This window comes from Sphingopyxis sp. LC363 (assembly GCF_000756385.1).
Taxonomy (GTDB): Bacteria; Pseudomonadota; Alphaproteobacteria; order Sphingomonadales; family Sphingomonadaceae; genus Sphingopyxis.
This window is the reverse complement of record NZ_JNFC01000067.1, coordinates 11915-37053: the sequence shown is the minus strand read 5'-3', so window position 1 is coordinate 37053 and position 25139 is coordinate 11915. Positions and strand designations below refer to the sequence as shown.

Genomic DNA, 25139 nt, shown 5'->3' with positions numbered 1-25139 from the left:
AGCGAGACAGGGACGCGGCATGAATCTTTCATCCACCCTTTCCTTTGCCGACAAGGCAGCAATCACCGGGGTCGGCCAGACCGATTTCGTCAAGGGCACCGAGCGGACTGCAGTGGAAATGATGCTCACCGCCTCGCGCCGGGCCATCGCGGATGCTGGACTGAAACCCTCCGATATCGACGGCATGGTGCCGCCGCCAATCTATACGACGTCGGAGGAGATGGCCGCCAATCTGGGCATTGATGTGCTGCGCTATGCGGCAACCGTGCACATGGGCGGCGCCAGCCCGACAACGGCACTACAGAATGCCGCCATGGCGATCGCCTGTGGTCTATGCGATCATGTGCTCGTGACACTGGGCTGGAACGGCTATTCCGCTCTCAGACCTAAGCCGGGCGCCCCGCCCACCCGGCCGATGAACATGAACACCCTGACCAATACGATCCAAGGCTACTACAGCCCCTACGGCGTATTGTTGCCGGTGCAGATGTACGCCTGGCTGGCGACCCGTCACTCGAAGCTCTACGGCGTTGGCGAAGATGCGATGGCGGCCGTGGCGCTCGCCTGCCGCCGTCATGCGCAATTGAATCCACGCGCCTTTACCTATGGCCGCGAACTCGACGCGGAAACCTATTATTCGGCGCGCTGGATATCTGAGCCGTTTCGCCTCTACGATTGCTGCCTCGAGACCGATGGCGCCTGTGCTGTCGTCCTCTCGCGCATGGACCGTGCCAAAGACATGCCGCATGTGCCCGTCAGCATCGCCGGCGCGGCCGAAGGCCATCCCTATCCCGCCGACGACATCCCTTCCCGCCCCGACCCCTTCAAGATCGGCCTCAGCGATGCCGCCCCGCGCGCATTCGATATGGCGGGCGTCACGCGCGACGACATGGACTTCCTCCAGATCTACGATTGTTTCACCTATATCGTTCTGCTGCAGCTCGAATCGCTCGGATATTGCGAGCCTGGCGCGCAGGCCGAATTTGTCGCCAATGGCCAGATCGAGCTGGGCGGGCGCTTACCGATCAACACCCATGGCGGCTTGCTTAGCGAGGCGCATGTCTGGGGTCTCAACCATGTTGTGGAAGCAGTACGACAGCTGCGCCATGACTGCGGCGAGCGTCAAGTGATCGGAGCCCAGACCGGCCTTGTGACAGGCTGGGGAGACCTTGGCGATGGCAGCATCGCGATCCTCAGGAGGTTTGCATGAGCGACGAGCATGATGTGCCTCCCAAGGCGCGGCCCTCCGCGCAGGCAACGCCGGCCAAGCCGCAGCCGCGGCCGCAGGACCCGATCGAACAGGAGTTCTGGAGGCTGTGCCAGGACGGTCAACTCTATTTCCAGCGTTGCGGAAGTTGCGGCATCTTTCGCCACCTGCCTCGCTACATGTGTGCACGATGCGGCTCGCCAGACTATTCCTGGGAACCCAGCAGCGGCAAGGGCACGCTTTTTTCCTGGACCGTGACCCATCAGGCGCTGCACCCCGCTTTTGCCGCCGACGTCCCGTTCGTGGCTGCCGTGGTGGAACTTGAGGAAGGCGTGCGCATGGCCACGCGCCTCGTGGATTGCGAGCGTGACATCCTCGCACTCGATCTGCCGGTCGAACTCGATTTCGAAATGATCGGGGGGGACTTTCGCCTTCCTGTTTTTCGTCCGCGTGAAGGGTAGAGACGACATGGATCTCGACTACGGCCCCCAATATGACGCCTTCCGCGCGGAGATCCGCGCCTTCATCAATGCGCACAGACATTTGGCGCCACCCTCCGCCACCCGGTTCTCCCGGCCCTCAGCCGAAGCTATCCGATGGCAAAAGCTATTGATCGAGCACGGCTATACGGCGCGCACGATACCGGCCGAATATGGCGGCTACGGAGCGGCGCCGGATATACTCAAATCGCGCATTATCGCGGAAGAGTTTTCGCGAGCTCGGCTTCCGAGCGGCTTGGCGAACCAGGGCATCTCAATGCTCGTCCCGACTTTGCTCGAGTTGGGCACCGATGAACAGAAGCGGCGGTGGATCGCAGCAACGCTGACGGGCGAAGTCGTGTGGTGCCAAGGATATTCCGAACCCGGTGCGGGATCGGACCTCGCCAACCTCAAGACCAGCGCGCGCATCGAAAATGGAGAATTCGTTATAAATGGCCAGAAAATCTGGACCAGCACCGCGAAGCAAGCCGACATGATCTTTTGCCTTGTGAGGACCGAACTCGAGGCCTCGAAGCATAGCGGTATCTCTTATCTGATTTTCTCGATGGACATACCGGGGATCGAGGTACGCCCCTTGAAGACGATGACCGGTCACGCCGAGTTCAACGAGACATTCTTTACTAATGTGCGGGTTCCGGTGGACCAGATCGTCGGCCAGCGAGGACAGGGCTGGTTCGTCGCGAACGCAACGCTTGGCCACGAGCGCGGAATGCTGGGCGATCCCGACGCACTCGAGAACCGGCTGCAGGCATTGATTGGCCTGATGCAGCAGGAATCCATCGGCGAAGGTCGGGCGATCGACAATGCGGTCCTGCGCGACCGGCTGGTGGCGCTCCAGGCCGAAGTGACGGCGATGAAATGTAATGGAATGCGCATTCTATCGAACAGCCTCAAGGGCGAGCCTGGCGGCATGGCGAAGCTGATCGTCAAACTGCAGAGTTGCGAGGTCGCGCATCAGATCTCTGCGCTGGCGATCGACGCGATGGGCGAGATGGGCATTTTGTATCACCGCAGCCCGCGGGAACGAGACGGAGGGGCTTGGCAATGGAACTATATGTTCCAACTCGGCCTCATAATAGGTGGCGGCACCGCGCAGATCCAGAAGAACATCATCGCCGAACGTGGCCTAGAGATGCCGCGCGAGCCGAAGCTGGCGCGGATTTCCGACGAAGCGAAGGGAGCGGCAGGCATGCAGACCGACAGGCAGGGAGCGGCGTGATGGACTTCGGCCTTTCGCAGGATCAGCAGATACTGCGCGACGCAGTTGCGCGGTGTCTTGCCGATACCTCCCCGCTTGAGCATGTCCGCGAATGTGCCGGGCGCGACAACCCGTTAAGTGACACTATTTTCGGAGCCCTCCACGATCTGGCGGTCCCAGCCATGCTTGTCCCCGAAGAGCATGGTGGCCTAGGCATGACCCTTCTCGACGCTGCGGTCGTGGCGGAACAACTCGCCTATGCGGTCACACCAGCGCCATTTCTAGCCAGCGTAGTTCTCGCCCCGATCGCGCTGAGCGAGGCAGGAACTAACAAGCAAAAGTGCCAATGGCTTCCGAAGATCGCGCGTGGCGAGGCCCGTATCGGAGTCGCGATTTCCGCGACGGTCCAGGCGCGCGACGGCGCGGGAGTTCAATTCGTCGAAGGGAAGCTTAGCGGCACCGCCCTGTTCTGCCTCGATTTCGAAGGCGCGGACGCGTATCTCGTAGCGGACGCCGGTGGCAGGCTGCACCTCGTCCCAGCCCTAGCATCGGGACTCAAGGCGACCCGCCTCACCACCATCGATCGCACGCGCAGCGTGGGAGAATTGTCCTTTGCGGCTGTCGAGACCGATCCGCTTGCCGACGACGGCGGCACAGCATCGGCTCGGCTGCGCGATGCTGGCCGCGTGATCCTTGCCGCCGACAGCTTAGGCGCAGGGCAGGCCATGATTGAAAAGGCGGTCGATTATGCTGGTCAGCGAGAGCAGTTCGGCCGCCCTATCGGCAGCTTCCAGGCGGTAAAGCACATGTGCGCCGAAATGGCCGCACGCCATGAACCGTGCCGCGCGCTGGTCTGGTACGCCGCCCATGTCTTCGATGCGCTGCCGGAGGATGCATCTCTCGCGGCTTGCCATGCGAAATCCCTCACGGGCGACGTCCACCGATTTGTCGCCCGCACCGCCACTGAAGTGCATGGCGGGATGGGGTTCACCGATCTGCTCGGCCTGCACTACTGGTTCAAACGGATCGGCTTCGATCGGCAGGTCTTGGGTGGCCCCGAAGCGGTGCGAGCCGAGGCAGCGGCTCTGCAGGGTTGGACGAGAGCAGCCTGATAGTAACGGGAGTCATGCGCCCCGATGCTGCGGCCCCGTCCAGAGAGGAGAATCAATGTGATCGACTGGAATCTCGGGGATATTCTCGACGCGATCGAGCCCTTCATGCCCGAAGATGCGCCGGCTCTGATACATGGAGACCGGATCGTCACCTGGCCCGAGATGTCGGCGCGCTCGAACAATATCGCCCGCGGGTTGCGCCAACGCGGCATCCGCGATGGCGCGAAGGTCGCCTTCTATATGCGCAACCGACCCGAATATGGCGAGTTGATGGCGGCCTGCTTCAAGGGGCGTTTGACGCATGTGAACATCAATTACCGTTATCGGGCCGAAGAGGTGTTTTATATCTTCGACGATTCCGACAGCGAGGTCATCGTTTACAGTTCGGAATTCCGCGACACTATCGTCGAACTCAACGACCGGCTTAGGAAGGTTCGCACCTTCGTCGAAATTGGCGAGCTGTCTTCAATCGCGCCCTTTGCGATCCACTATGAGACTCTCGCGCAAGAGGGGGACGGATCGGCGCTCGGCATCACACGCTCGCCCGCCGATCTGCTTTTCATCTATACGGGTGGTACGACCGGAATGCCCAAGGGCGTGATGTGGCGTCATGATGACATGCGCAAGGCCCAACTCGACGCACAGAAGTTGCTCGGCCCCGTTCCAGAGACACTCGAAGAAAATGTCGCGCTGATCGCCCGCGAAGGCCCGGGCAGGCGCACGCTTTCCTCTTGCCCGCTGATGCACGGAACGGGCTTTATCACTGCGATCGGCACGCTGATGTCTGGCGGCGCGATAGTTACGTTGGAGGCATGGTCTTTCGATGCCGAGGAACTGTGGGATACGGTGGAAAGGCACAAGGTGGAAGGTATAGCGATCGTGGGCGACGCCTTTGCCAAGCCAATGCTTTCCGCGCTCGACGACCACCCTGGCCGCTGGGATACCAGCAGCCTCGTTACAATCCTCTCTTCCGGTGTGATGTGGAGCAAGGAGGTCAAGTCCGGCCTGTGCCGGCATATTCCGCAAATCGTACTGATGGACAGTTTTGGCGCATCCGAAGGCCTCGGCTTCGGCCTTGCCGTCACCACTGCGGAGGGCGGCACGAACACCGCGAAATTTGGGATCGGCGAGTTCTGCGATGTTTTCGACGAAACCGACCAGAAAGTCGAACCGGGGAGCGGCGTGCCGGGATTTATCGCCCGGAAGGGTGCGATCCCCATAGGCTATTACAAGGACCCCGAGAAATCCGCGAAGACGTTTCGCACGATCGATGGGGTGCGCTATTCCATTCCGGGCGACTGGTGTCGGGTAGAAGCCGATGGCAGCCTGACCTTGCTCGGCCGCGGAAGCGTCTGCATCAACACGGCGGGAGAGAAAGTTTATCCCGAGGAGGTCGAGGAAGTGCTCAAGACCCATCCCGCCATCGGGGACGCGCTGGTCGTAGGCGTGCCGGATGATAAATGGGGCCAAGCCGTAACCGCGATCGTCCACCTCAACGACCACGCCCAGTTCGACGAACAAGCGGTCAAAACCCATGTGCGCGCACATTTGGCGGGATACAAAACTCCCAAGACCATAATTCCGACAGACATCCCCATGCGAGCCTCGAACGGCAAGGCCGATTATGCAACGGCAAAAGCGATTGCCGAACGATCGAATGTCGCGACGTGAGATCGACTGGCTCTCCCGATTACGATGCCGTGATCGTCGGTGCAGGCTTCAGCGGCATCTATCTGCTGCACAAATTGCGTGACGCCGGGTTCAAGGTGCTGCTGGTAGATGCGGCCGCCCAGCCCGGCGGCATTTGGTACTGGAATTGCTATCCCGGTGCCCGCGTGGACTCGCAGGTACCGCTCTATGAGTTTTCGATACCCGAGGTTTGGAAATCATGGGCCTGGAGCGAGCGCTTTCCCGGATGGAAGGAGCTCAGAGCCTATTTCCGGCATGTTTGCGATACGCTGGGCCTTTGGCCGCTTATGCGGATGGGATCGAGGGTCCAAAGCGCAAGGTTCGATGAAGAGGGACGACGGTGGCGCCTGCAGCTTGAGGGCGGGGAAGGAATATCGACACACTTCCTTCTGCCCGCTTTGGGATTCGCATCGAAGCCGTATATTCCCGATATGCGAGGAATCGCGGCGTTCGAAGGCGATTGGTGTCACACGGCGCGATGGCCGCAACAGGGTATCGATCTTTCGGGCCGCCGGATCGCCGTCATCGGCACTGGTGCGAGCGGAGTGCAGATCGCGCAGGAGGCCGCCAAATGCGCAGAAAAGCTGACCTTGTTTCAGAGGACTCCTATTCTGGGCCTGCCCATGCGCCAGGAACGGCTTACCGAAGACATTCAGCAGCGTGATAAGCAGGGCTATCCCGCCATTTTTGTTCGGCGCAAGCGAACGAACGGGGGATTCGAATGCCAGTCGCTTGACATCTCCGCGCTCGATGTAGACGCCACGACGCGCAACAACCATTTCGAGACCCTGTGGCGGCAGGGCGGCCTCAAATTCTGGTACAACAACTTTGCCGACATACTGACCAATCGCGAAGCGAACCGCTACGCCTATGAGTTCTGGCGCAAAAAGGTTCTCGCGCGGATTATCGACCCCGTTCTGGCCGAGAAACTTGCGCCTGCGGAGCCGCCGCATCCTTTCGGCACGAAAAGACCCTCGCTCGAACAGGGATATTATGAAATTTTCGAGCAGGATAATGTCGCGCTGGTCGATCTGAAGGCAAACGCGATCATCCGTATCGAGCCCCAGGCCATCAAGATGGAAGACGGTGAGGTCGAATGCGATCTGATCATTTTTGCGACCGGCTTCGATGCCGGGCGTGGCGGGTTGATCGACATGAACATCACCGGGAGGGAGGGGCTTCCCCTTTGGCAGGCGTGGGAAGACGGTGTGCGCGCCTATCTCGGCATGGCGGTGTCGGGTTTTCCCAACATGTTGTTCGCTTATGGTCCTCTCAGCCCGTCGGGTTTCGCCAATGGCCCGACAAGCGCGGAAATACAGGGCGACTGGATTTGCGATTTCATGGTCTGGTTGCGTAGGAGGGACATCGATCTTTTCGAGGGCAAACCGGCTGCCGAAACTGGCTGGACTGAAATGGTTGCCGCGGCTGGCGCGATGACGCTCTTTCCCGAGGCGGCCTCATGGTACATGGGCGCGAATATTCCGGGAAAGAAGCGCCAGCTCATCAATTTTCCGAGCGTGTCTGGCTATGCCGCGCTCTGCGACGAAGAGGCGGCCGGCAGCTATGCTGGCTTCGCTTTCGAAAAACTCACACGCAAGGACGGCCCAACAATATGAACGAGGCGGTAAAGATTGAAGATTGCCCCGAGGACATCGACGCTCTCTGGGCGGGCGATGGTTCGCATCTGCCCGAATGGTTCGTTTCCGCTCTCAGGGTGCCGCGCGAGGAAGGCTATGTAGAGATCGAGGGTGCCAAAGCGCATTACTTTCGCTGGGGCGACCGGGCGAAACCCAAGGTACTGATGACGCACGGTTTTCTCTCGCATGCCCGCTGCTTTTCCTTCATCGCGCCGTTTCTGGCCGAAGATTATGATGTGGTGGCCTTCGATCTTGCCGGCATGGGCGACAGCGAAATGCGAGGGCACGCCGACCCCTTGGCCAGGGGGCGCGAGTTCGGCGAAATTGCCGAAGCGCTTGGACTGTTTGCGGATGGCCACAAGCCCACGATCATTGCCCACAGTTTCGGTTCTGGCGCAGCGTTGACGGCCGTCACCCAATCGCCCGATACCTTCTCCGGCATTGTGGTTTGCGACCTGATGGTCATGCGACCTGCGCTCTTGCAAGCGTATTGGAATCTCCGCCGCGCCAGCCCCGGATCCGGCGACCCGGACAAAGCCAAAAGTCGCTATCCCAGCTACGACGCGGCGCGCAGTCGATACGTCCTTTCCCCACCCCAGCCTGTCGGTGAGCCATTTCTTTTGGACTATATGGCCTTTCATTCTCTGCGGCGTGACGGGGAGGGTTGGACGTGGAAATTCTCTCCCGAAGTGTTCCGGAGGAGCAACCGGCCCGACGAGTGGCTCACCATCGGCGAGCGCCTAGTGAACGCGCCGGGCCGCAAGGCTATCGTTCACGGCGAGGAGAGCCAGCTCTTCAACCGGGATTCCGTGGCATATGTTCGTGAACTGGGGGGAGGAGCCATTCCGATCATTGCCGTGCCTCAAGCCCGCCACCATCTGATGCTCGACCAGCCGCTGGCCTTTGTCACCGCGTTGAGGAGCCTTCTCCGGCTTTGGGAAGCGCCGACTTGAGCAACGTCTAGCGCGATTTTATGGTTGCATGCGACCGTAATGGCGATGCGAGAATTGCCGATCCAACATTTAGTTAAACGATGAGGCCTCTTTTGCACAGCAAGACATAAATACTAAGGCCGAGGCAGAAATAACCAAGCAGAGTTCATATGTTCTGTTTAGATCTTCTTCTCTTGCCTGTGTTGCTTGGCGCCACAAAGAAATCTATCGTGGCACAGTTGGTCGATATGCCTTCCGAGGCAAACAGCAAGGCAAGGTCATGGAGCCACAAAAGGCTGTCCAGCTTCGGCGGGACATGCGCTCGGGATCGGGCGTGCCGTACCGCAGCCGCATCCAAAAGTCGTCGGCGCGCGCTCGACCGTGCCAAGGCTGAAGCGCTGACAGCAAGCATCGGATGTATAAACTGATTTCTTCGGATCTGAGATGGAACACCTCCCAGCGCCCCGAGCAATATAATAAAGTGCCATAATAAAGTTCTTTACCAAATACCGAAAAACTGCTCAGCTTCAAGCCGGGCGGCGAGAATCTTTTCCTCTCCGGAAATCTCCTTCTGGCCACCTCTCAAACTCGGGGCAGCTCGGCGAGCTGCCCCATTTTTGAACATCGACTACCGGGGAAAAGGACGGGTTCGCGTAAGAAACTAAAAAATCGAGACAGGGAGAGAAGGGTGATGAATAACAAAGCTTATTTGTTGGCAAGCGCCGTCCTGATGGCGTTGCCACAGGTCTCAAATGCTCAGGAAGCCATAGCTGAAGAGCCAGATGGCGGTAACGATGTCATCGTCGTGACGGCGCAACGTCAGGCGCAAAGCTTGCAAGACGTGCCGATAGCTGTCAGCGCATTCAGCGCTGAGGCGCTTGAAAGCCAGCAGATCGAAAATGCCTCGGATCTACAGCTGACGCTGCCCAATGTATCTTTCTCGAAAGGCAATTTCACCTCAGCTTCATTCACTATTCGCGGCGTTGGCGACCTGTGCGTCGGCGTCACCTGCGATGCTGCGACCGCAATTCATGTCAATGGATCACCCTTGTTCGGAACACGCCTGTTCGAGACCGAATATTTCGATCTGGAACGGATTGAAGTCCTTCGCGGACCTCAAGGCACCCTGTTCGGTCGGAATGCGACCTCCGGGGTCGTGAATGTCGTGACCGCGAAACCCAAACTCTCCCGTTTCGAGGCTGAAGCGCAATTCGAGTATGGCAATTTCAACAGCATCGAAGCGCGTGGCATGGTCAATGTCCCGATCGGGGATATGATCGGCGTGAGACTGGCGGGCATATATGTGAACCGCGACGGTTATACGACGAATCTTTATGATGGATCGGACATCGACACTCGGGACCTTTACGCGTTGCGAGGCTCACTTCGTTTCGAGCCCGGTCCTGATACGACGATCGATCTCATGGGCTATTATTTCCGGGAAAAGGACACGCGCCTCAGAAACCAGAAACAAACGTGCCAACGCGATCCATTGGGCGTGCTCGGATGCCTGAACAATCGACGTGATTTCGATACCACGAACGCAAATTCCACGGTCGGTGCGACGCTCAGTTCTTCCGAGTTCTTCGCCATTCAGGGCATTCCCGCCGTACTCGGCCTTGGCAGCCTTTATGGCCCTGACGGGTTTTCCGGGTTTCAGGAGCCTGGCGATGTGCGTGTCGTCAACACGGCCTATACGCCCTTCTATTTTGCGGAAGAGCTACAGGTGCAGGCGCGCCTTGAGCAAAAATTCGGCGCGATGACCCTGACGGCCACCGGCATTTATCAGGATACTGAAGTCGATTCCAGGCAGGACTATTTTCTTGGAATTCAAAGCCGTGCCGGTTTCGCCCCGGCGCTCAATACGCTGGCCTTTTTTGCGGCTAACGGATTGCCGACGGGTCTTGCTCCGCCGGCGCCGGCCTTCATTCCCGGCTCCTCGGCCTATTTTTCGCCGATTGCCGGCGCTCTCATCCCGGACGGTCCGCAGGGCGTGCTGTGCACCTCGGATAATGATGATGGAAGCAGAGGCGCTTTCGAAGGGAACTCGCTGTGTTCCGAAACGCCGCTTTCTTTCGATCGATCTTCGGAACAACGCGAATCGTGGAGCGGAGAGCTCATCCTTACGAGTGACTTCGACGGGCCGTTCAATTTCCTGTTGGGGGGAATTTACGCGAAATCGAAAACCACCGACAATAGCTATTATGTGAACTCGTTTGCGCTCGATTACGCCAGTGCCATATTGGGTTCATTCGGCTCCTTGTCGGGCGGCCTTCCGCCATCCTATTTCGCGACGTCGATGTATCGGAACAACTCGCTGGAATCGAATCTGGAGAGCTATGGGATTTTCGGCGAGGTCTATTTCGATCTAAGCGACCGGCTGACGTTGACCGGGGGGCTGCGTTACAACAATGACAAGAAGGATGTAACGGCGCGTACGACACTGATCAGTTTCCTGAACCCTTATGCCAACGATGGAGATCCGTTCGATACCCCGATAACGCCTCTCACCGGGCCGTCTGGACTTTTCGATGCCGACCCGGGGACACCGGGCCAACAGCTCGCCCAGTTTCGCGAAGTAAGCTTCGACGAAATTACCGGACGAGCAGTTCTGGCCTTCGAGGTTACGCCGGACAATTCACTCTATGCATCTTACTCGAGGGGTTACAAATCCGGCGGTATCAATCCTCCGCTTTCTCCGATTTTCGCCGTCAGCGAGAGTTTCGGCTCTGAATCGATCGATGCCTTCGAGATTGGCTCCAAGAACGTCTTCGCAAACGGCGCGTTGCAACTGAATGCCACCGCATTTTACTACAAATATAGTGGACTGCAGCTCAGCCGCATCGTGGCAAGAACGTCTGTGAATGACACGGTTGACGCCAATATCTGGGGTGTCGAACTGGAGTCTGTCATCAGGCCGGACCCGAACTGGCTTATCAATCTGTCCTTCAGCTATCTCAATGCCAAGGTCGCCGGCGATCAATTCTTCTCCAATCCGCGTGATCCGGGCGGCGGAGATCCTGATGCCGTGATTATCAAGGACATCAGCAATGGTGCGCACTGCGCTGTCACGGGACCTGCGCCTGGCGTTGCTGATGCGTTCGTTGCGGGAGTAAATGCGGCTCTCGGCCTTCGCGCACCGCAGGAATTTCCTTCGGACGGCAATATCGCCTCCAGCGGCGCGTTCGGCATTTGCGGTGTCCTCGCGAGCGCTATCCCTGCGAACAGCGGGATCCAGGTATTGAGTCCTGGCGTCGAGGTTAACATCAAGGGCAACACATTGCCCCAAGCGCCGAATGTCAAGGTCTCGATGGGCGTGCAGTACACGGCAGAGGTTGGGAATGGTATGACACTCGTCCCCCGCGTCGACATTTCCCTTACCGGAAAGCAATATGGCAATATCTTCAACGGCAGGATTAATCGTATCGAACCTTTCGTCCAGGCAAATGCGGTTTTACAGTTGAATGGCGCCGACGAGCGCTGGTTTGTCCGGGGGTTCGTTCAGAATATTTTCGATAGCAACTCGGTTACCGGACTTTATGTCACCGATGCATCTTCCGGTAATTTTACAAACATCTATACTCTTGATCCGCGGCGTTATGGTGTCGCCATCGGAGCAAAATTCTGACGATTTAGCGGTTCCAATCTAACTCGCATAGAAATCGCGGCGTCGGAGAGACGGGGGAACCTTCTCCGACGCCGGTTTCCATGCGCCAGGCCCAAGGCACCAAACGGGGGCATCTGCGACGGAAAGAGGCAAGTCATCTGGAGCCATCTCAAGGATCTCCGAATTTCGCGGCCTGTGCTTGCGATGTCGCATGCGACCGACGCGAACGGCGCGCTGACCGTTGCCCACGGGCACTTGTAGGAAGCACGCTGGTCTCCGGCACCGCGAGCTCGCGATCAATCCGGCAGCGTTCGGAGGCGGCACGATCATCGCGGCGGTTTGTGGCCCCTGATTGCCGAGTGCAGCATGACACTCTTGGCCGCCGCATCGATCACGATATTCCCAAGCTTGCTTGCGAACCTATAATTTTTGAACAGAAAAGAGATATCCAGATCCCAATCTGGCAGCCTGGTTTGCGCGGTAATTGAGCCATTCGGCGAGCAAAACACCCATCTGACGCGCGGCGCATCTTGCCACGCGAAGGCCCAGCGGTTCCCACGCAAAGCGACGAGCATTTGACATGGGACCATCGGCGAGTTCGGGAACGCCAGTCGGAGACAGCGCGAGGCACGCGTTCATGATCGAAAAACTCATCCGCGATGGCCGAACCGATAGCGGTTGTGGGCATTTGTCTCGACACGTCCGAAACCGGAAGACCAAACTTCAGCGAGGAAGCTTATTGAGATTCACCGCGGCGATTGCAGTTGACGGCTTGAGTTCCGTGCGAGCAAAATTTCGAAGCGCTTTGGCTTCTCTGCGCGCCCGCCAAATGTGCATCATTGGCGTTAAGGTCGCGGTGGCAAACCGTCCGAGGTCGGCGTCTCGAGTTCAAGGGGGCCGACGGAGATGAGACCTTCTGGATCGGACAAGGGCCCGGTCTGGCTGACCGTGATTTCTGTTTGAGGTCCAGCCTCGCCATTGCGGTCGCTGCGCCTAACTTTCAATGCGTCGATTTCGCGTTTGCGCAGTTCCAGATAGAGGGTCCGTGTCTCGACATAGGGATCAAGGCTTTCCTGTTGCAAGCGCTGGATTTGAGCGTCGCCCTCGATGCGGTCATTGAGTTGCCTGACCACAGTTGTCGGAACGGCATATGCCGTGCGGTCGAAAGGCGCGCCGACCGCGGTCGGCACGACGAGCAAGTCAATGCTGTTGCCCGCCAGATCGCGCAATGTCGTCGACCCGATAAGCGGAAGATAGAAATAGGGACCGGGCTCGACGCCGTAGAAACCCAATGTATTGGCAAAGCCGTTGCGTCGGTAAGGCAGATTGAAAGGCATTGTCTTCGCGACATCGAAAAGGCCGCCGACACCAAATGTCGTGTTTACGGCGAAACGGCCGAGCGTCTCGGCAGCCTTGCCGATCTTGAACTGTAACAGGAAGTTCAGAAAATTGACGGGTTCGCTGAGGTTACGCAGTGCATTGCCCAGCCCGTCGCGAACAGGTTCGGGTACGATACCTTGATAGCCCATCGCGACTGGGGCCACGAGCGCCGCATCGATCGACTGGACCGCCCGATAAGAGGCAATATTGACCGCTTGAAGCGGATCTCCCGGCGGCGCATCGCCACGGGCCGTCACCACAATATCATGGGGCGCCGAGGGCATTTCGGCCATAGTCTCGTCGTCGGAGGTTGCTGGCGCGGCTAAAGAGGGATGCGGGGTGTTGCCGAGTGCTGGCACAACGATCGGCGGCTCGGGTGGGGCCGAGGGATCATCTACCCGCTGCAACTCGGTCTCAGTCTGGCTTTCGGATGCGAGGTCGGTCGGAGGCGGCGCTACCCCGGACAGAAACAGAAGCGCGGCGACGGTTGCAGGGCTCATCGCGCGCGCGATCCCGCCACCATGAGAGGGGCGAACATTAATTCCATTTGCCAAACTCCTGCTTCGGCCAAGGGCCCGAAACGACGACCGACGACGCTCCCTCCATCGACCCATGTCAGCTGACCCACGATGCGGCCAATCCAGCTTTAATACTCCCCCATGAGTAGGGAAACATAAAGAAGCTCGGCCTGCCGTTTAGCCCAGCAACGTCCGTACGGACGGGCAATGGGACCAACCTGTTCTATCAGGTACGATTTTCGCTGGAGGACCCGGCATAGGCACTTTGCCGACGGTCGCTTAGTTCCGGGCTGGGCGGAAGCGGCTCGAAAACTAACTCTGCGGACGCGCCCGGTCTCAGCGCGAGCAACAGTACCGCCGTCAAGAGCGAGCCGAACATGCTCCGGATCAATGCTTTGCCCCCAACCACATTGCGCAACCCGATGACGAAAGTATCGCACCCTGCCTGAGACGCGAGCAGTGCTTGCCCGATCGAACTATTCAGGTTGTTCAGACAACCGCGCTGCGGCTTCAAAGGCGCGGCGCGTGTTTAGCGAGATTGATCGCCGACCCACGGCATGTCCCTAAAAAAATTGGACGCTAGCCCGAGAAATCATCCTTTGGTCACCCGGTCAATTAAGGGTTGGATGTCGTCAGGAGAAATTTTTCCGGTGGCGATCCGAGGTGAGGAAGCAGGAAAATGCGGAATGTGGGGCGGTTCGGAATTTCATTGCAGCGAAGCGTGATTCCAGCAGGCCTTTTGTGCTTTCAAGGCTTCGTTGTTGGCTGCAGCGAGGCCGAGACGCGTGATCCTGACGCTAAGGGCCCGACAAAGATGCCCGAGACGGCAAGCGTTGAGGGCAGGGAGGAGGGCGTGTGGCAACCCCAGCGGGCCATCAGCAGACGCCACCGTGGCCTGGAGCGGCGCCGAACATGGAGGATGTCAAACTTCCTCCAGAGTATAGCGAAACGGCAACGAATCCGAAACGCTTCGCCGGACGTCCGGTTACCGGCGCCTTCAACGTCACTGTGCCCACTCTCACGGTGTTTCCCGCCCAACAACCAGGCAATGGCACAGCGATGCTGGTTTTTCCCGGCGGAGGATTCTCCAAGCTCGCGATCGATCTGGAAGGTAGTGAAGTTCGCGACTGGCTGACTTCAAGAGGCACCACTTGCGTGCTCGTCAAATACCATGTTCCCAAAAGCGGCCACCATTATGATGAAGACTGCCATTGTGCAGTGACGCCCAAGCACCTCCTTGCGTTGCAGGTCGCCCAGCGTGCGATACGCCTGGTGCGCTCGCGCGCCAGCGAGCTCAAGATCAACCCCCGCAAGATCGGTGTCATAGGCTTCTCAGCCGGAGGGTATCTGGTCGCGCAGACCAGCAATATATTCGAACCTGCTTATGAGCCGGTCGACGAAATAGACAAAGTGAGCAGCCGGCCCGATTTTGCCATCGCAATGTTCCCAGGCCACCTGTGCAGATCGGGGGGCTCGCTTGATCCTGGTATCAAAGTTACCAAGATGACCCCGCCAACATTTCTTCTTCAGGCTTGGGACGATCCCGTCGATCCGATTTGCAATAGCATAGTCTATGCGCGAGCGCTGGACGAGGCAGGTGTTCCAGCGGAAGTCCATCTCTTTGCCAAGGGAGGGCACGCCTTCGCCATGCGCCCGCTGCGTCATCCCGTTGAGCGATGGCCGACGCTCGTGGAAGATTGGCTAAAGGACACAGGAATTCTTTGAGCAAATAGGGCAAGAAATGACCCCCTCTCCCCGGAATGTTCGCTACTCAGGGGAATCGCTGGTCTTGGCCGATCGGAGATCGCCGGGTTTCTGACTGAAACTAACCGAAAGCCGACAACGGTTTGAGCTCCAGGGTATCTTTTGGCGCTGCCGTACAATTATCGGTCGGCTCGCGACGCTATCCGCGCGGTGCGACCCAGAAGAGCTCTTCCTTTCAGGAAACAGAGATCTTCATCTGACGCCCGCACGGTTTCGATCGCGCGGGCGTCTTTTTTTTGGCGCACCGCCGCCAGCGGTTTGAACGAACACATATGGGTGATCACGCCTGACCGACGTGAGGATGACGCCGCAGACACTCAGCGCCGCCGCCGTTCCGTCGCAAATCCACGATCGGTCGCGATAAAGCGCTCGATCATCGGCACCGCGATCTTTTCCGGCGCCATAGGCGCCGCGAGGCCATTAGCCTTCGCATGCACCTCGGCATAGACGAGCAATTCGCGATGGAGGGATCCCGTCAATTCGATCGACAGCTTCACGGGCTTGTCGTCGGCGATGGGGCCTAGGCGCAGCTTGCTCATGGGGCCGCACCCGCCGGCGGTTCGAGTATCAGATCGCGTGTGACAAGGACCCGCAAAGCGAAGCCGGGGCGGATCGTGAGGGTTGGCGGGATGTTCATCTGACGCTCGACGAGCCGCCGTCCCGACTGGTTGACCGTATCCTGCGGCCCGTCGCGAAGCGCCCGCACGAGCGCATCATCCCCGTCCGAGCCAAGTTCGGCTCCGACGCCGAGCAACGAAGAGACGAGCGCCGCGCGCAGCATCGACCCCCAATGATGGTCGGTGCGATCGGCAATCCCCGCCATGCCCCGCGCATCGGCGCCGGGCTGACGATCGAGCCGGATCGATCGGCCACCGGGCAGGATCAACCGGTTCCAGGCCAGCAAGACGCGCTCCTGCCCCACGGATATTTCGCTGTCATAGTCGCCGATCAGCCGGGCACCCTGCGGAATGAGGAGAATGCGACCCGTCGGGCTATCGTAGACATTCTGGGTCACCTGCGCCGTGACCTGTCCGGGAAGGTCGGACCTGATCCCAGTGATCAGCGCGGCCGGAATGAGACTTCCCGCCTGAAGGATGTATGGCGAAGCAGGCGCATGAAGGCGCTCGGCACTCTCGAACGGTTCGGCGGAGCCGCCCGCGAGAAAGGCGCGCCGCGCCGCCGCCGGAGTCCGCGCGCCGCCTTCGGGTGCCGACATGGTCGCGGCGGACGGTTCGATCGATCCACGCTGCGCGTCTGCCACCGGCGCGCCCGAGGTCCCTCCTCCAAGGAATATCCGGCTCGCCGTGGCGGCCTCGCGCTCCAGCCGCGCCCGATCGCGCGCCTTGTCGGCGGGTGGGCGCCCGCCGGCGGGCGGATTTCCCATCGGCGGCACCGGGATCGTCTCGCCGTTCTGCTGCGCCGAGACGATCGGTCGCCCGAGATCGCCGGGTAGCGGCGGTCCGAGCTTCGGCACCTTGCCATAGTCGGCGGGCGCACCGGTGACGACTTCGGCGCGATTCGCTCCATCGGCCGTGTAGAGATTCTCGGCGGTCTTCGGGGCTACGGGTTGCAGCGCCCAGAGCAGAGCGCCGCCGATCGCGGTGCCGCCGGCAGCGCCGATCATCGCGAGCGCCTTGCGCGAAAGCCGCATGACCCGCGGCGTGTCGCCGCGTAGCCGAAAAGGATCGACCTCCGGGCCGGGCGCCGTGCGCTCGCCCGCTTCCGGCACGTCGGCGGGCGCCACCGCCTCGCTTGCCGGCCCGGTCACGACCGCCCCCGGCGGCGCGGCATTTCACGCTTGATCCGAACGACGCGGGCCTGCTTTCCGGCGCCCAAGCGGAGTTCGCCGCGCTCGAAAAGGCGGTCGACGATCATGTAGCGGCCCTGCACCCGGTAGTTGACAAGCTCTGCCTCGCCGCTGCCGCCGATGACGAAGAGTGGCGGCATATCGCCGGTGGCGATATCCTCACCGAATTCGATGATTAGCTGGCGCGAGTCGTCGAAGGCGCGCACCGGCCGCCACGCGGCCTTGTCGCCTGCGATGCGGTAGCGGAAGTTGAGCGCGGCGAGATCGATCGCCCCGGCAACGGGCGCCACCCTCGCCGCCTCGGCCTCGGCAAGCTGCAAGGCGATCAGCTCATCGGCGGGATAGGTCCAGGATACCGATGCCATATAGGCCGCGGCGGTCGCGCGCAGCTCGACATGATAGGTGCGCCGGTCGGTGTTGATGATGAGATTCGTGGCGATATCGGATCGGGTGGGTTTCGCCAGAATATGCACGCGCCGCCGGGCCCCGGTCCCGCTGACCGTATCGCCGATGATCCAGCGCACCGTGTCGCCCGCGGCGACCGGCCCCGGGCCGACGAGCTGTTCGCCTTCCTGAAGGACGATATCGGTGACCTGCCCTGGCGCAGCATAGACCTGAAAGAGCGCGCCTTCGGACCAGGCATATTGCTGGATGGCGTTCCGATAGCCTTGCCGGTCGGGCTGCACGCGCGCCTCGGCGTTGGCGCGGCCGACGCGCTGGCGGGGATCGGCGGCCTCGCTCGCCGCGGCGGGCGCCGCAAGGAGGGACAGCATGGCTCCGAGTGCGATCGGAAGCAGAGGATATCGCGTCATTGGCTGAGTTCCTTCGACCAGTTGATAGCATTGACAAACAGCCCGATCGGGTTGCGGCGAAGCGCGTCGGGCGTGCGTGGCGGCCGGATCGCGACGGTCACGATCGCCGACCAGCGCGAACGCTCGACTAGGCTGCCGTCCTGATATCGGCGCTCGCTCCAGGCGATGCGGAAGCTGTCTTTCGAAGCCCGAATGACGCTCGACACATCGACCGCGACCTGGGCCTTGCCGACCTCGGCAAAGGGATCGTTGGTGCGGGCATAGTCATTGAGCGCCTGCGCTCCGGTCGCGGTGGTAAAGTCATAAGCGCTGAGCCAGTCGGCCCGCAGCACGACCGGATCGGCGGGAATGCTGCGAACATGTTCGATGAAGCGCGCGAGATGGAACGCGACCTGCGGATCGGTCGGTTGATAATCGCCGTCGGCCGGCGCGACCGCGCGCGCTTCACCCAGCTTGTCGACCTCGACGACCCAGGGCGTGATCGTCCCGCGGGCGGACTGCCAGACCAGGCCGCCGGCAAGACCACCGGAGATGATCAGCGCGCCGAAGAAGGCGAGCCGCCAGTTCTTGGCCTGGACCCGCGCAGAACCGATCCGATCGTCCCACACTTGCGCGGCGCGCTGGTAGGGCGTGACCGGCTCGGGCGCGCGGCCATAATGATTGGTGGGTCTTTTGAACATGGGATCAGTCCTTTTCGCTGATGTTCGGCGCCGAGCCGGCCCCGTGGCTGTCGCCGCTCTTGAGCGTCTGCGCGCCGATGGTCGCGCCATGCGTCATGGTCTGGCGCCGCCGCATCGCCGCCGCCCAGGCCGGAGGCGCGCTGGCAGCTTGCGCTGGCGCCGCGCTATCGGTGGGACCGTCGCGGCCCGACGCGAAATTCGCGCGAACCCGTTCGGCCATGCTGCGAACAGGTGAAGCTGCGCCGCTGGCTGCCGTACGTGCCACATTCGCAAGTCCCCCGCCGATGGCCTTCGCTCCGCTCTTCCCGGCCGCGCCCGCCGCATAAGCTGTCGACGCGCTCCCCGCTCCGCGGGCACCGGCAGCAGCTGTGCCGCGCGCCGCCGCTGCAGCCGCGCCGGTGGCCAGGGTCGCGCCAGCCGCCCCGGCGGCAAGCGTTGCGCCTGCGGCGACTGCGGTGCCGGCGGCGGCCCCTGCTCCGAGTTGCGGACCGCCGGCGACGATCCCGTTGGCGATCGAGGGACCGAAGATGCCGAGGCCGAGCAGCGTCAGTGCGCCGAGCGCGATCGCCATGACCTGTTCGATGTCAGGCTCCGGACCGAGGCCGGCTTGCATGAAGCGGTCGAACAGGGTCACCCCGATGCCGGTGATCACCGCGAGGACGAGCACCTTGATGCCCGAAGATATGATGTGGCCAAGCACGCGTTCGGCCATGAAGGCGGTGCGGCCGAAGAAGGCGAACGGCAGCAACACGAAGCCCGCGAGCGTCACCAGCTTGAATTCCAAGATGGTAACGAAGACCTGCACCGCGAGAATGAAGAAGGCGAGGACGACGATCACCCAGGCGATCAGCAGGATCATGATCTGCACGAAGTTGGTGAAGAGACCGACCGGGCCGACGAGGTCCGCCGACGCATCGAGCAGGGGCTGCGCCGCATCGATGCCGGTCGCGGCGACGACGCCGGGACGCATGAAGTCGCCGATCGCCATGGCGCCGCCGCTCGCCTTAAGGCCGAGGCCAGCGAAGCTTTCGAGCATGATGACGGCCAGCGCCTGGAAGTTGCCGATGATGAAGGCGAAGACGCCGATATAGAGCGTCTTCTTGACGAGCCGCTGGATGATGTCCTCGTCGGTGCCCCACGCCCAGAACAGCGCGGCAATCGTCACGTCGATGACGATGAGGGTCGAGGAGAGAAAGCCGACTTCGCCCCCGAGCAGCCCGAAGCCGCTGTCGATATAAGTCGAGAAGACCGCCAGAAACTGGTCGATAACGCCGGTGTCTTCCATCGGGCTAGTCCTTCTGTCCAAAGAAATGGCGGCGCCTGGCGTCCCAGGCCGCTTCACAGTCCGCATCGGCGACCGTGACCGTGCGGCAGCGCTCGGCCACGTCGGCGGCTGCCGGGTGTGCGCCCGCCGCGGAGATCGGGGGGGCGGGCGCACGAGGCGTAGGCGGCGATGACGCATGCAGAATTGCCAGCGTGATGAGCAGGCCGCCCAGCACCGCGACCGCCGCTATCTTCGCCGCCCGGCCCATCTCAATTGCCTTTGCGGAAGCGGCGGAAGCGCTCGCGGCCTTCGGCCTCGGCGGCGGCGCTGCGCGCCGCGTCGAGCATCTGCGCCCGGCCCTGCGCGGCGAGAGCGGCGGTGAGGTCGGAGATCTGCTGCGACTGGACGGCGAGGATCTGGTTGCCCGCCTGCGCCGCCTGCAAGGCGCCGGTCGCCGACTGGCTCGCCGAGACGAGGGTTCCGATCGACTGGCGCGTGCCGCCGATGTTGGTGACGACGCCGGCCTGCACCTTCATCGCATCCTGGAACGCGCCGACGCTGTCGTTCCAACGCGCCTCGGCGTTGGCGACCATCGCGGCCTGCGGCCCCGACAAGGCTGCGCCCTTGTAGCGGGCATCGAAAGCGGTCTGGATATCGCCGACGTCATAAGCGACGCGCTGCGCTTCACTCAGCAATTGGCGGGTGCGATCGACCTGGCCTTGCAATTCCTTCAGCGTCGAGACGGGCAGGCTGGTCAGATTGCGCGCCTCGTTCGCCAGCGACGTCGCCTGGTTTTGCAGCATGGAGATCTGATTGTTGATCTGCTCGAGGGTGCGCGCGGCGGTCAGGATATTCTGCGCATAGTTGCGCGGATCGTGAACGATGCCGCCGATCTGCGCCGCGGCGGGAACAGTCACTCCGCTCGCGATCAAGGTCGATCCGGCGAGCAGGGCAGCAAGCAGCACGCGGTTCTTCACATTCTTCATAAAAAGGACTCCTTCAGCTGGTCGGGGGTTTCGAGGTTCGCGAGCAGATCGGCGGCCCAATAGAGGCCGCGGTGACGCAGCCAGAATTCGGCAAAATCGGCGTGGCCGCGCGTCTCGATCAGCTCGCCGATCTTGATCTGGTCGGTCTTTGAAGAGGCAGCGGTGAAAGCGAGTGCGATGTCGCCGAGGCCGAGTTCGAACAGCCGGTTGCCGCGTCGCGACTGGCAATAATAGTCGCGCTTCGGCGTTGCGCGGCTCAATATCTCGATCTGGCGATCGTTGAGCCCGAAGCGTTCATAGACCCGCGCGATCTGAGGCTCGGCGGCGCGTTCGTTGGGCAGGAAAATGCGTGTCGGGCAGCTCTCGATGATCGCCGGCGCAATGCGCGAGCCCTCGATATCGGCGAGGCTTTGCGTCGCGAAGATCACGCTCGCATTTTTCTTGCGGAGCGTCTTCAGCCACTCGCGCAGCTGCGCCGCGAAGGCGGGGCTGTCGAGCACGAGCCAGCCTTCGTCGATGATGATCAGCGTCGGTGAGCCGTCGAGGCGGCCCTCGATGCGGTGGAACAGATAGGCGAGGACCGAGGCCGCCGACGAGGCGCCGACCAGCCCTTCGGTTTCGAGCGCCTGAACACGCGCATCGCCAAGATGCTCGGCCTCGGCGTCGAGCAGCCGTCCCCAGGGACCGCCCACGAGATAGGGCGAAAGCGCGAGCTTCAGCTCTTGCGATTGGAGCAGGACGGCAAGACCGGTCAGCGTGCGCTCGCGGATTGGCGCCGTCGCGAGCGACGTGAGCGCCGACCAGAGATGCTCCTTCGCGGCCGGATCGACGTCGACCCCTTCGCCCGCGAGCAAGGCGGCGAGCCATTCGGCTGCCCAGGCGCGCTCCGCGGCCTCGTCGATGCGCGCCAGCGGTTGCAGAGCGACCGACCCGGCGCTGCCGGCATCGTGCAGCGCGCCGCCAAGATCCTGCCAATCGCCGCGCATGGCAATCGCCGCGGCGCGGATCGAACCGCCATAATCGAAGGCGAATATCTGGTTGCCCTCGTAGCGGCGGAACTGGAGCGCCATCAGCGCGAGCAGGACCGACTTGCCCGCACCCGTCGGGCCGACGACGAGGCAATGACCGACGTCGCCGACGTGCAGCGAAAAGCGGAACGGGGTCGAGCCTTCGGTCTTGCCGTAAAGCAAGGGGGCATCACCGAAATGCTCGTCCCGTTCCGCCCCCGCCCACACCGCCGACAAGGGAATGAGATGGGCAAGATTAAGGGTGGAAATCGGGGGCTGGCGAACATTGGCATAGACATGGCCGGGGAGGCTCCCGAACCAGGCCTCGAGCGCATTGACGCCTTCCACCGTGCAGGTGAAGTCGCGGCTCTGAACGATTTTCTCGACGAGGCGCAGCTTCTCGGCCGCGAGCGCCGGATCGCGATCCCAGACGGTGATCGTCGCGGTGACATAGGCGATGCCCGCCTCGTCGGCGCCAAGCTCCTGCAGTGCCATGTCGGCGTCGGCCGCCTTGTTCGAGGCATCGCTGTCCATCAGGACAGAGGCCTCGTTGGTCATCACCTCCTTGAGGATCGCGGCGACCGACTTGCGCTTGGCGAACCATTGCCGCCGGATCTTGGTCAGCAGCTTGGTCGCGTCGGTCTTGTCGAGCATGATGGCGCGCGAGGACCAGCGATAGGCGAACGCTTGGCGGTTCAATTCGTCGAGCAGGCCCGGGAAGGTGACGCTCGGGAAGCCGGTGATGGTGAGGGTGCGCAGATGATGATCGCCGAGCCGCGGCTCGAGCCCGCCGACGAGCGCTTCGTCGGCGAGCAGCGCGTCGAGATAGGCAGGCGTCTCGGGCACCCGGACGTGCTGGACCTTGGTCGAGACACAGCTGTGGAGGTAGGTTAATGTCTCGCCGTCATCCAGCCATTCGGCCTCGGGCATGAAGCCCTCGACGAGATGGAGCATGCGCCCCGTGCGATCGACGAAGCTTTTCAGCAATTCCTTGGGGTCGACGCCGGTCTTCGAGCGGCCCTCATAGAGCCAGTACTCGGCGCGCGCCGCTTCCTCTGCCGGCGGCATCCACAAGAGGGTCAGATAATAGAAGCTCTCGAAATGGGCGCCTTCCTCGCGGAACTGCTCGCGGCGTTCGACATCGACCAGCTCGGACACCGCATCGGGGAACTCGGACACCGGATAGGTCACCGCGGGCACACGCTGGGCTTCGACGAAGACTGCCCAGCCCGACCCGAGGCGCCGCAGCGCGCTGTTGAGGCGCGCGGTGACCGCCACGAGTTCGGCGGGCGTGGCGCTGTCGAGGTCGGGGCCGCGGAAGCGCGCCGTGCGCTGGAACGCGCCGTCCTTGTTCAGCACCACGCCCTCCGCCACCAGGCAGACCCAAGGGAGAAAATCGGCGAGGCGGGCGGATTTCGTGCGATATTCGGAGAGATTCATCATGAGCGCATCCAGACGGGATATTTGAGGTGACGCCGGGCGACGTCGACGAACTGCGGGTCGCGGCGGGCGGCCCAGACCGAGAGGGTGTGGCCGACCGCCCATATCGCGACGCCGACGATCCAGAGCCGGAGGCCGAGACCGACGGCGCCCGCGAGCGTGCCGTTGACGATCGCGAGGCTGCGCGGCGCCCCGCCGAGGAGGATCGGCTCGGCGAGCGCCCGGTGAACCGGAGCAAAGAAGCCCGGCACTTCCCCTTCCCGGCTCATCACACGAGCGCTCCGCCGCCGAAGGAGAAAAAGGACAGGAAGAAGCTCGATGCAGCGAAGGCGATCGACAGGCCGAACACGATCTGGACCAGCCGGCGGAACCCACCCGACGTGTCGCCGAAGGCGAGGCTGAGACCGGTCACGATGATGATGATCACCGCGACGATCTTTGCGACCGGACCCTCGATGCTCTCGAGGATCGACTGCAGCGGCGCTTCCCACGGCATCGACGAGCCGCCGGCATAGGCCGGCGCGGATACCGCAAGCGCAACGAACATCGCGGTCGAACAGAGCATGGCGCGCCGTGCGCCATGCCGAAGAGCATGGATCATCGATTTTCTCCTTCAGGGGTGATGAGCGGGGTCAGCCGATATTCGAGGTTCAGCCGGTCGAACCCGTCGATGCGGGCGAGTTCGGCGAGGCGCCGGCCCGTTCCGTCGCGGACGAGCACGGCGACCAGATTGATCGTCTCGGCGAGAAGAGCGCGCGGGACGGTGATCACGGCTTCCTGGATGAGCTGCTCCATACGGCGCAGCGCGCCAAGCGCACTCCCGGCATGGATTGTTCCGACACCGCCGGGATGACCTGTGCCCCATGCTTTCAGGAGATCCAGCGCTTCGGCGCCGCGCACCTCGCCGATCGGAATGCGGTCGGGCCGGAGGCGCAGCGAGGAGCGGACGAGATCGGACAGCGATGCGACACCGTCCTTGGTGCGCATCGCGACGAGATTGGGCGCCGCGCACTGCAGTTCGCGCGTGTCCTCGATCAACACGATCCGGTCGCGGCTGCCCGCAATCTCGGCGAGCAACGCGTTGGTCAGCGTCGTCTTGCCGGTCCCGGTGCCGCCCGCAACGAGGATGTTGAGCCGGTCACGCACGCCGCAGCGAAGTATGTCCGCAGCATCCGCCGACATGATGCCCGAGTTCACATAATCGCCGAGCGTGAAGACCGCGATTGCCGGTTTGCGGATCGCAAAGGTCGGCGCGGCAACGACCGGCGGCAACAATCCCTCGAAACGCTCGCCTCCTTCGGGCAGCTCGGCCGATACGCGCGGCGCGCTGCCATGCACTTCGGCGCCGACATGATGCGCGACGAGACGAATGATGCGCTCGCCATCGGCGGCGCTCAGTGTTTCACCGCTGTCCTCGATCCCTTGGCCGAGGCGGTCGACCCACAGCCGACCGTCGGGATTGAGCATGATTTCGATGACCTCGCGGTCGGCGAGCCAATCCGCGATCGCACCGCCCATCGCGGTGCGCAGCATGCGCGCGCTGCGGTGACGTGCCTCCAGCCGGATTGGTTCTGCGCCCATCGGGAACCCCGTTTCATG

General features: G+C 61.9%; 22 protein-coding genes. 9 read left to right on the top strand and 13 right to left on the bottom strand.

Translation table 11 applies throughout. From position 1 onward, the window contains the following. The first annotated feature begins 19 nt into the window (after nt 1–19). The 8 genes from FG95_RS17915 to FG95_RS17880 all read left to right on the top strand — a co-directional run bounded on the left by FG95_RS17915 (nt 20) and on the right by FG95_RS17880 (nt 11903). Complete coding sequence (locus FG95_RS17915; RefSeq protein ID WP_037557601.1) at nt 20–1210, top strand: thiolase C-terminal domain-containing protein; 1191 nt, start codon at nt 20–22, stop codon at nt 1208–1210. Then, nucleotides 1207–1668, top strand: a complete 462-nt coding sequence (locus FG95_RS17910; RefSeq protein WP_037557599.1) for a Zn-ribbon domain-containing OB-fold protein — start codon at nt 1207–1209, stop codon at nt 1666–1668. Before FG95_RS17915 ends, FG95_RS17910 begins: the two co-directional genes overlap by 4 nt. A 7-nt stretch (nt 1669–1675) precedes the next feature. Continuing rightward, nucleotides 1676–2926 carry an acyl-CoA dehydrogenase family protein gene (locus FG95_RS17905; RefSeq protein WP_037557597.1) on the top strand — a complete coding sequence of 417 codons (1251 nt, stop codon included), beginning with the start codon at nt 1676–1678 and terminating at the stop codon, nt 2924–2926. Further along, nucleotides 2926–4017 (top strand): acyl-CoA dehydrogenase family protein, encoded by a 1092-nt coding sequence (locus FG95_RS17900; protein WP_037557595.1) that lies wholly within the window; start codon nt 2926–2928, stop codon nt 4015–4017. The genes FG95_RS17905 and FG95_RS17900 overlap by 1 nt, the downstream gene beginning before the upstream one ends. Nucleotides 4018–4074: 57 nt before the next feature. Continuing rightward, on the top strand, nt 4075–5688 hold the full coding sequence (locus tag FG95_RS17895; RefSeq protein WP_037557593.1) for an acyl-CoA synthetase: 1614 nt from the start codon (nt 4075–4077) through the stop codon (nt 5686–5688). A gap of 29 nt (nt 5689–5717) precedes the next feature. After that, nucleotides 5718–7322: a flavin-containing monooxygenase gene (locus FG95_RS17890; RefSeq protein ID WP_231729160.1), complete on the top strand. Its 1605-nt coding sequence runs from the start codon at nt 5718–5720 to the stop codon at nt 7320–7322. Next, entirely contained in the window at nt 7319–8296 is a 978-nt protein-coding gene (locus FG95_RS17885; RefSeq protein WP_037557592.1) for an alpha/beta fold hydrolase, read from the top strand. Before FG95_RS17890 ends, FG95_RS17885 begins: the two co-directional genes overlap by 4 nt. 670 nt (nt 8297–8966) lie before the next feature. After that, nucleotides 8967–11903 (top strand): TonB-dependent receptor, encoded by a 2937-nt coding sequence (locus FG95_RS17880; protein WP_137752008.1) that lies wholly within the window; start codon nt 8967–8969, stop codon nt 11901–11903. A gap of 399 nt (nt 11904–12302) precedes the next feature. On the opposite strand, the gene FG95_RS20655 is transcribed toward FG95_RS17880, so the two are convergent. Both FG95_RS20655 and FG95_RS17875 read right to left on the bottom strand, forming a co-directional pair. Further along, entirely contained in the window at nt 12303–12536 is a 234-nt protein-coding gene (locus tag FG95_RS20655) for a hypothetical protein (RefSeq protein ID WP_152567707.1), read from the bottom strand. Nucleotides 12537–12727: 191 nt separating this feature from the next. Further along, nucleotides 12728–13762, bottom strand: a complete 1035-nt coding sequence (locus FG95_RS17875) for an MlaA family lipoprotein (RefSeq protein ID WP_161786577.1) — start codon at nt 13760–13762, stop codon at nt 12728–12730. Nucleotides 13763–14692: 930 nt separating this feature from the next. Here FG95_RS17875 and FG95_RS17865 point away from each other — a divergent pair. After that, nucleotides 14693–15505, top strand: coding sequence for an alpha/beta hydrolase (locus tag FG95_RS17865; RefSeq protein WP_037557590.1), 813 nt, complete (start codon nt 14693–14695; stop codon nt 15503–15505). Between the two features lie 356 nt (nt 15506–15861). Here FG95_RS17865 and FG95_RS17860 read toward each other — a convergent pair whose 3' ends face one another. Genes FG95_RS17860 through trbB form a run of 11 tightly spaced genes read right to left on the bottom strand, consistent with a single transcriptional unit; the run spans nt 15862 to nt 25121 of the window. Continuing rightward, a complete protein-coding gene (locus tag FG95_RS17860) occupies nt 15862–16083 on the bottom strand; it encodes a DUF2274 domain-containing protein (protein WP_037557589.1) in 222 nt (73 codons plus the stop codon). Beyond that, the gene (locus tag FG95_RS17855; protein WP_443027711.1) at nt 16080–17312 is read right to left on the bottom strand and encodes a TrbI/VirB10 family protein; all 1233 of its coding nucleotides are present in this window, start codon (nt 17310–17312) and stop codon (nt 16080–16082) included. Before FG95_RS17855 ends, FG95_RS17860 begins: the two co-directional genes overlap by 4 nt. Next, on the bottom strand, nt 17309–18124 hold the full coding sequence (gene trbG / locus FG95_RS17850) for a P-type conjugative transfer protein TrbG (protein ID WP_327523827.1): 816 nt from the start codon (nt 18122–18124) through the stop codon (nt 17309–17311). The genes FG95_RS17855 and trbG overlap by 4 nt, the downstream gene beginning before the upstream one ends. A gap of 35 nt (nt 18125–18159) precedes the next feature. Beyond that, nucleotides 18160–18843, bottom strand: a complete 684-nt coding sequence (trbF, locus tag FG95_RS17845; RefSeq protein ID WP_037557588.1) for a conjugal transfer protein TrbF — start codon at nt 18841–18843, stop codon at nt 18160–18162. 4 nt (nt 18844–18847) lie between these two features. After that, the gene (trbL, locus tag FG95_RS17840; RefSeq protein ID WP_037557587.1) at nt 18848–20128 is read right to left on the bottom strand and encodes a P-type conjugative transfer protein TrbL; all 1281 of its coding nucleotides are present in this window, start codon (nt 20126–20128) and stop codon (nt 18848–18850) included. Between the two features lie 4 nt (nt 20129–20132). Continuing rightward, complete coding sequence (gene trbK-alt, locus FG95_RS17835; RefSeq protein WP_037557586.1) at nt 20133–20375, bottom strand: putative entry exclusion protein TrbK-alt; 243 nt, start codon at nt 20373–20375, stop codon at nt 20133–20135. Nucleotide 20376: 1 nt separating this feature from the next. Then, nucleotides 20377–21093, bottom strand: a complete 717-nt coding sequence (gene trbJ, locus FG95_RS17830; RefSeq protein ID WP_037557585.1) for a P-type conjugative transfer protein TrbJ — start codon at nt 21091–21093, stop codon at nt 20377–20379. Beyond that, nucleotides 21090–23543 (bottom strand): conjugal transfer protein TrbE, encoded by a 2454-nt coding sequence (gene trbE / locus FG95_RS17825; protein WP_037557584.1) that lies wholly within the window; start codon nt 23541–23543, stop codon nt 21090–21092. The genes trbJ and trbE overlap by 4 nt, the downstream gene beginning before the upstream one ends. Then, the gene (locus FG95_RS17820; protein ID WP_037557583.1) at nt 23540–23809 is read right to left on the bottom strand and encodes a VirB3 family type IV secretion system protein; all 270 of its coding nucleotides are present in this window, start codon (nt 23807–23809) and stop codon (nt 23540–23542) included. The genes trbE and FG95_RS17820 overlap by 4 nt, the downstream gene beginning before the upstream one ends. Next, complete coding sequence (locus FG95_RS17815; RefSeq protein WP_037557582.1) at nt 23809–24141, bottom strand: TrbC/VirB2 family protein; 333 nt, start codon at nt 24139–24141, stop codon at nt 23809–23811. Before FG95_RS17815 ends, FG95_RS17820 begins: the two co-directional genes overlap by 1 nt. Beyond that, nucleotides 24138–25121, bottom strand: coding sequence for a P-type conjugative transfer ATPase TrbB (gene trbB, locus FG95_RS17810; RefSeq protein WP_037557689.1), 984 nt, complete (start codon nt 25119–25121; stop codon nt 24138–24140). The genes FG95_RS17815 and trbB overlap by 4 nt, the downstream gene beginning before the upstream one ends. Nucleotides 25122–25139 lie beyond the last annotated feature (18 nt).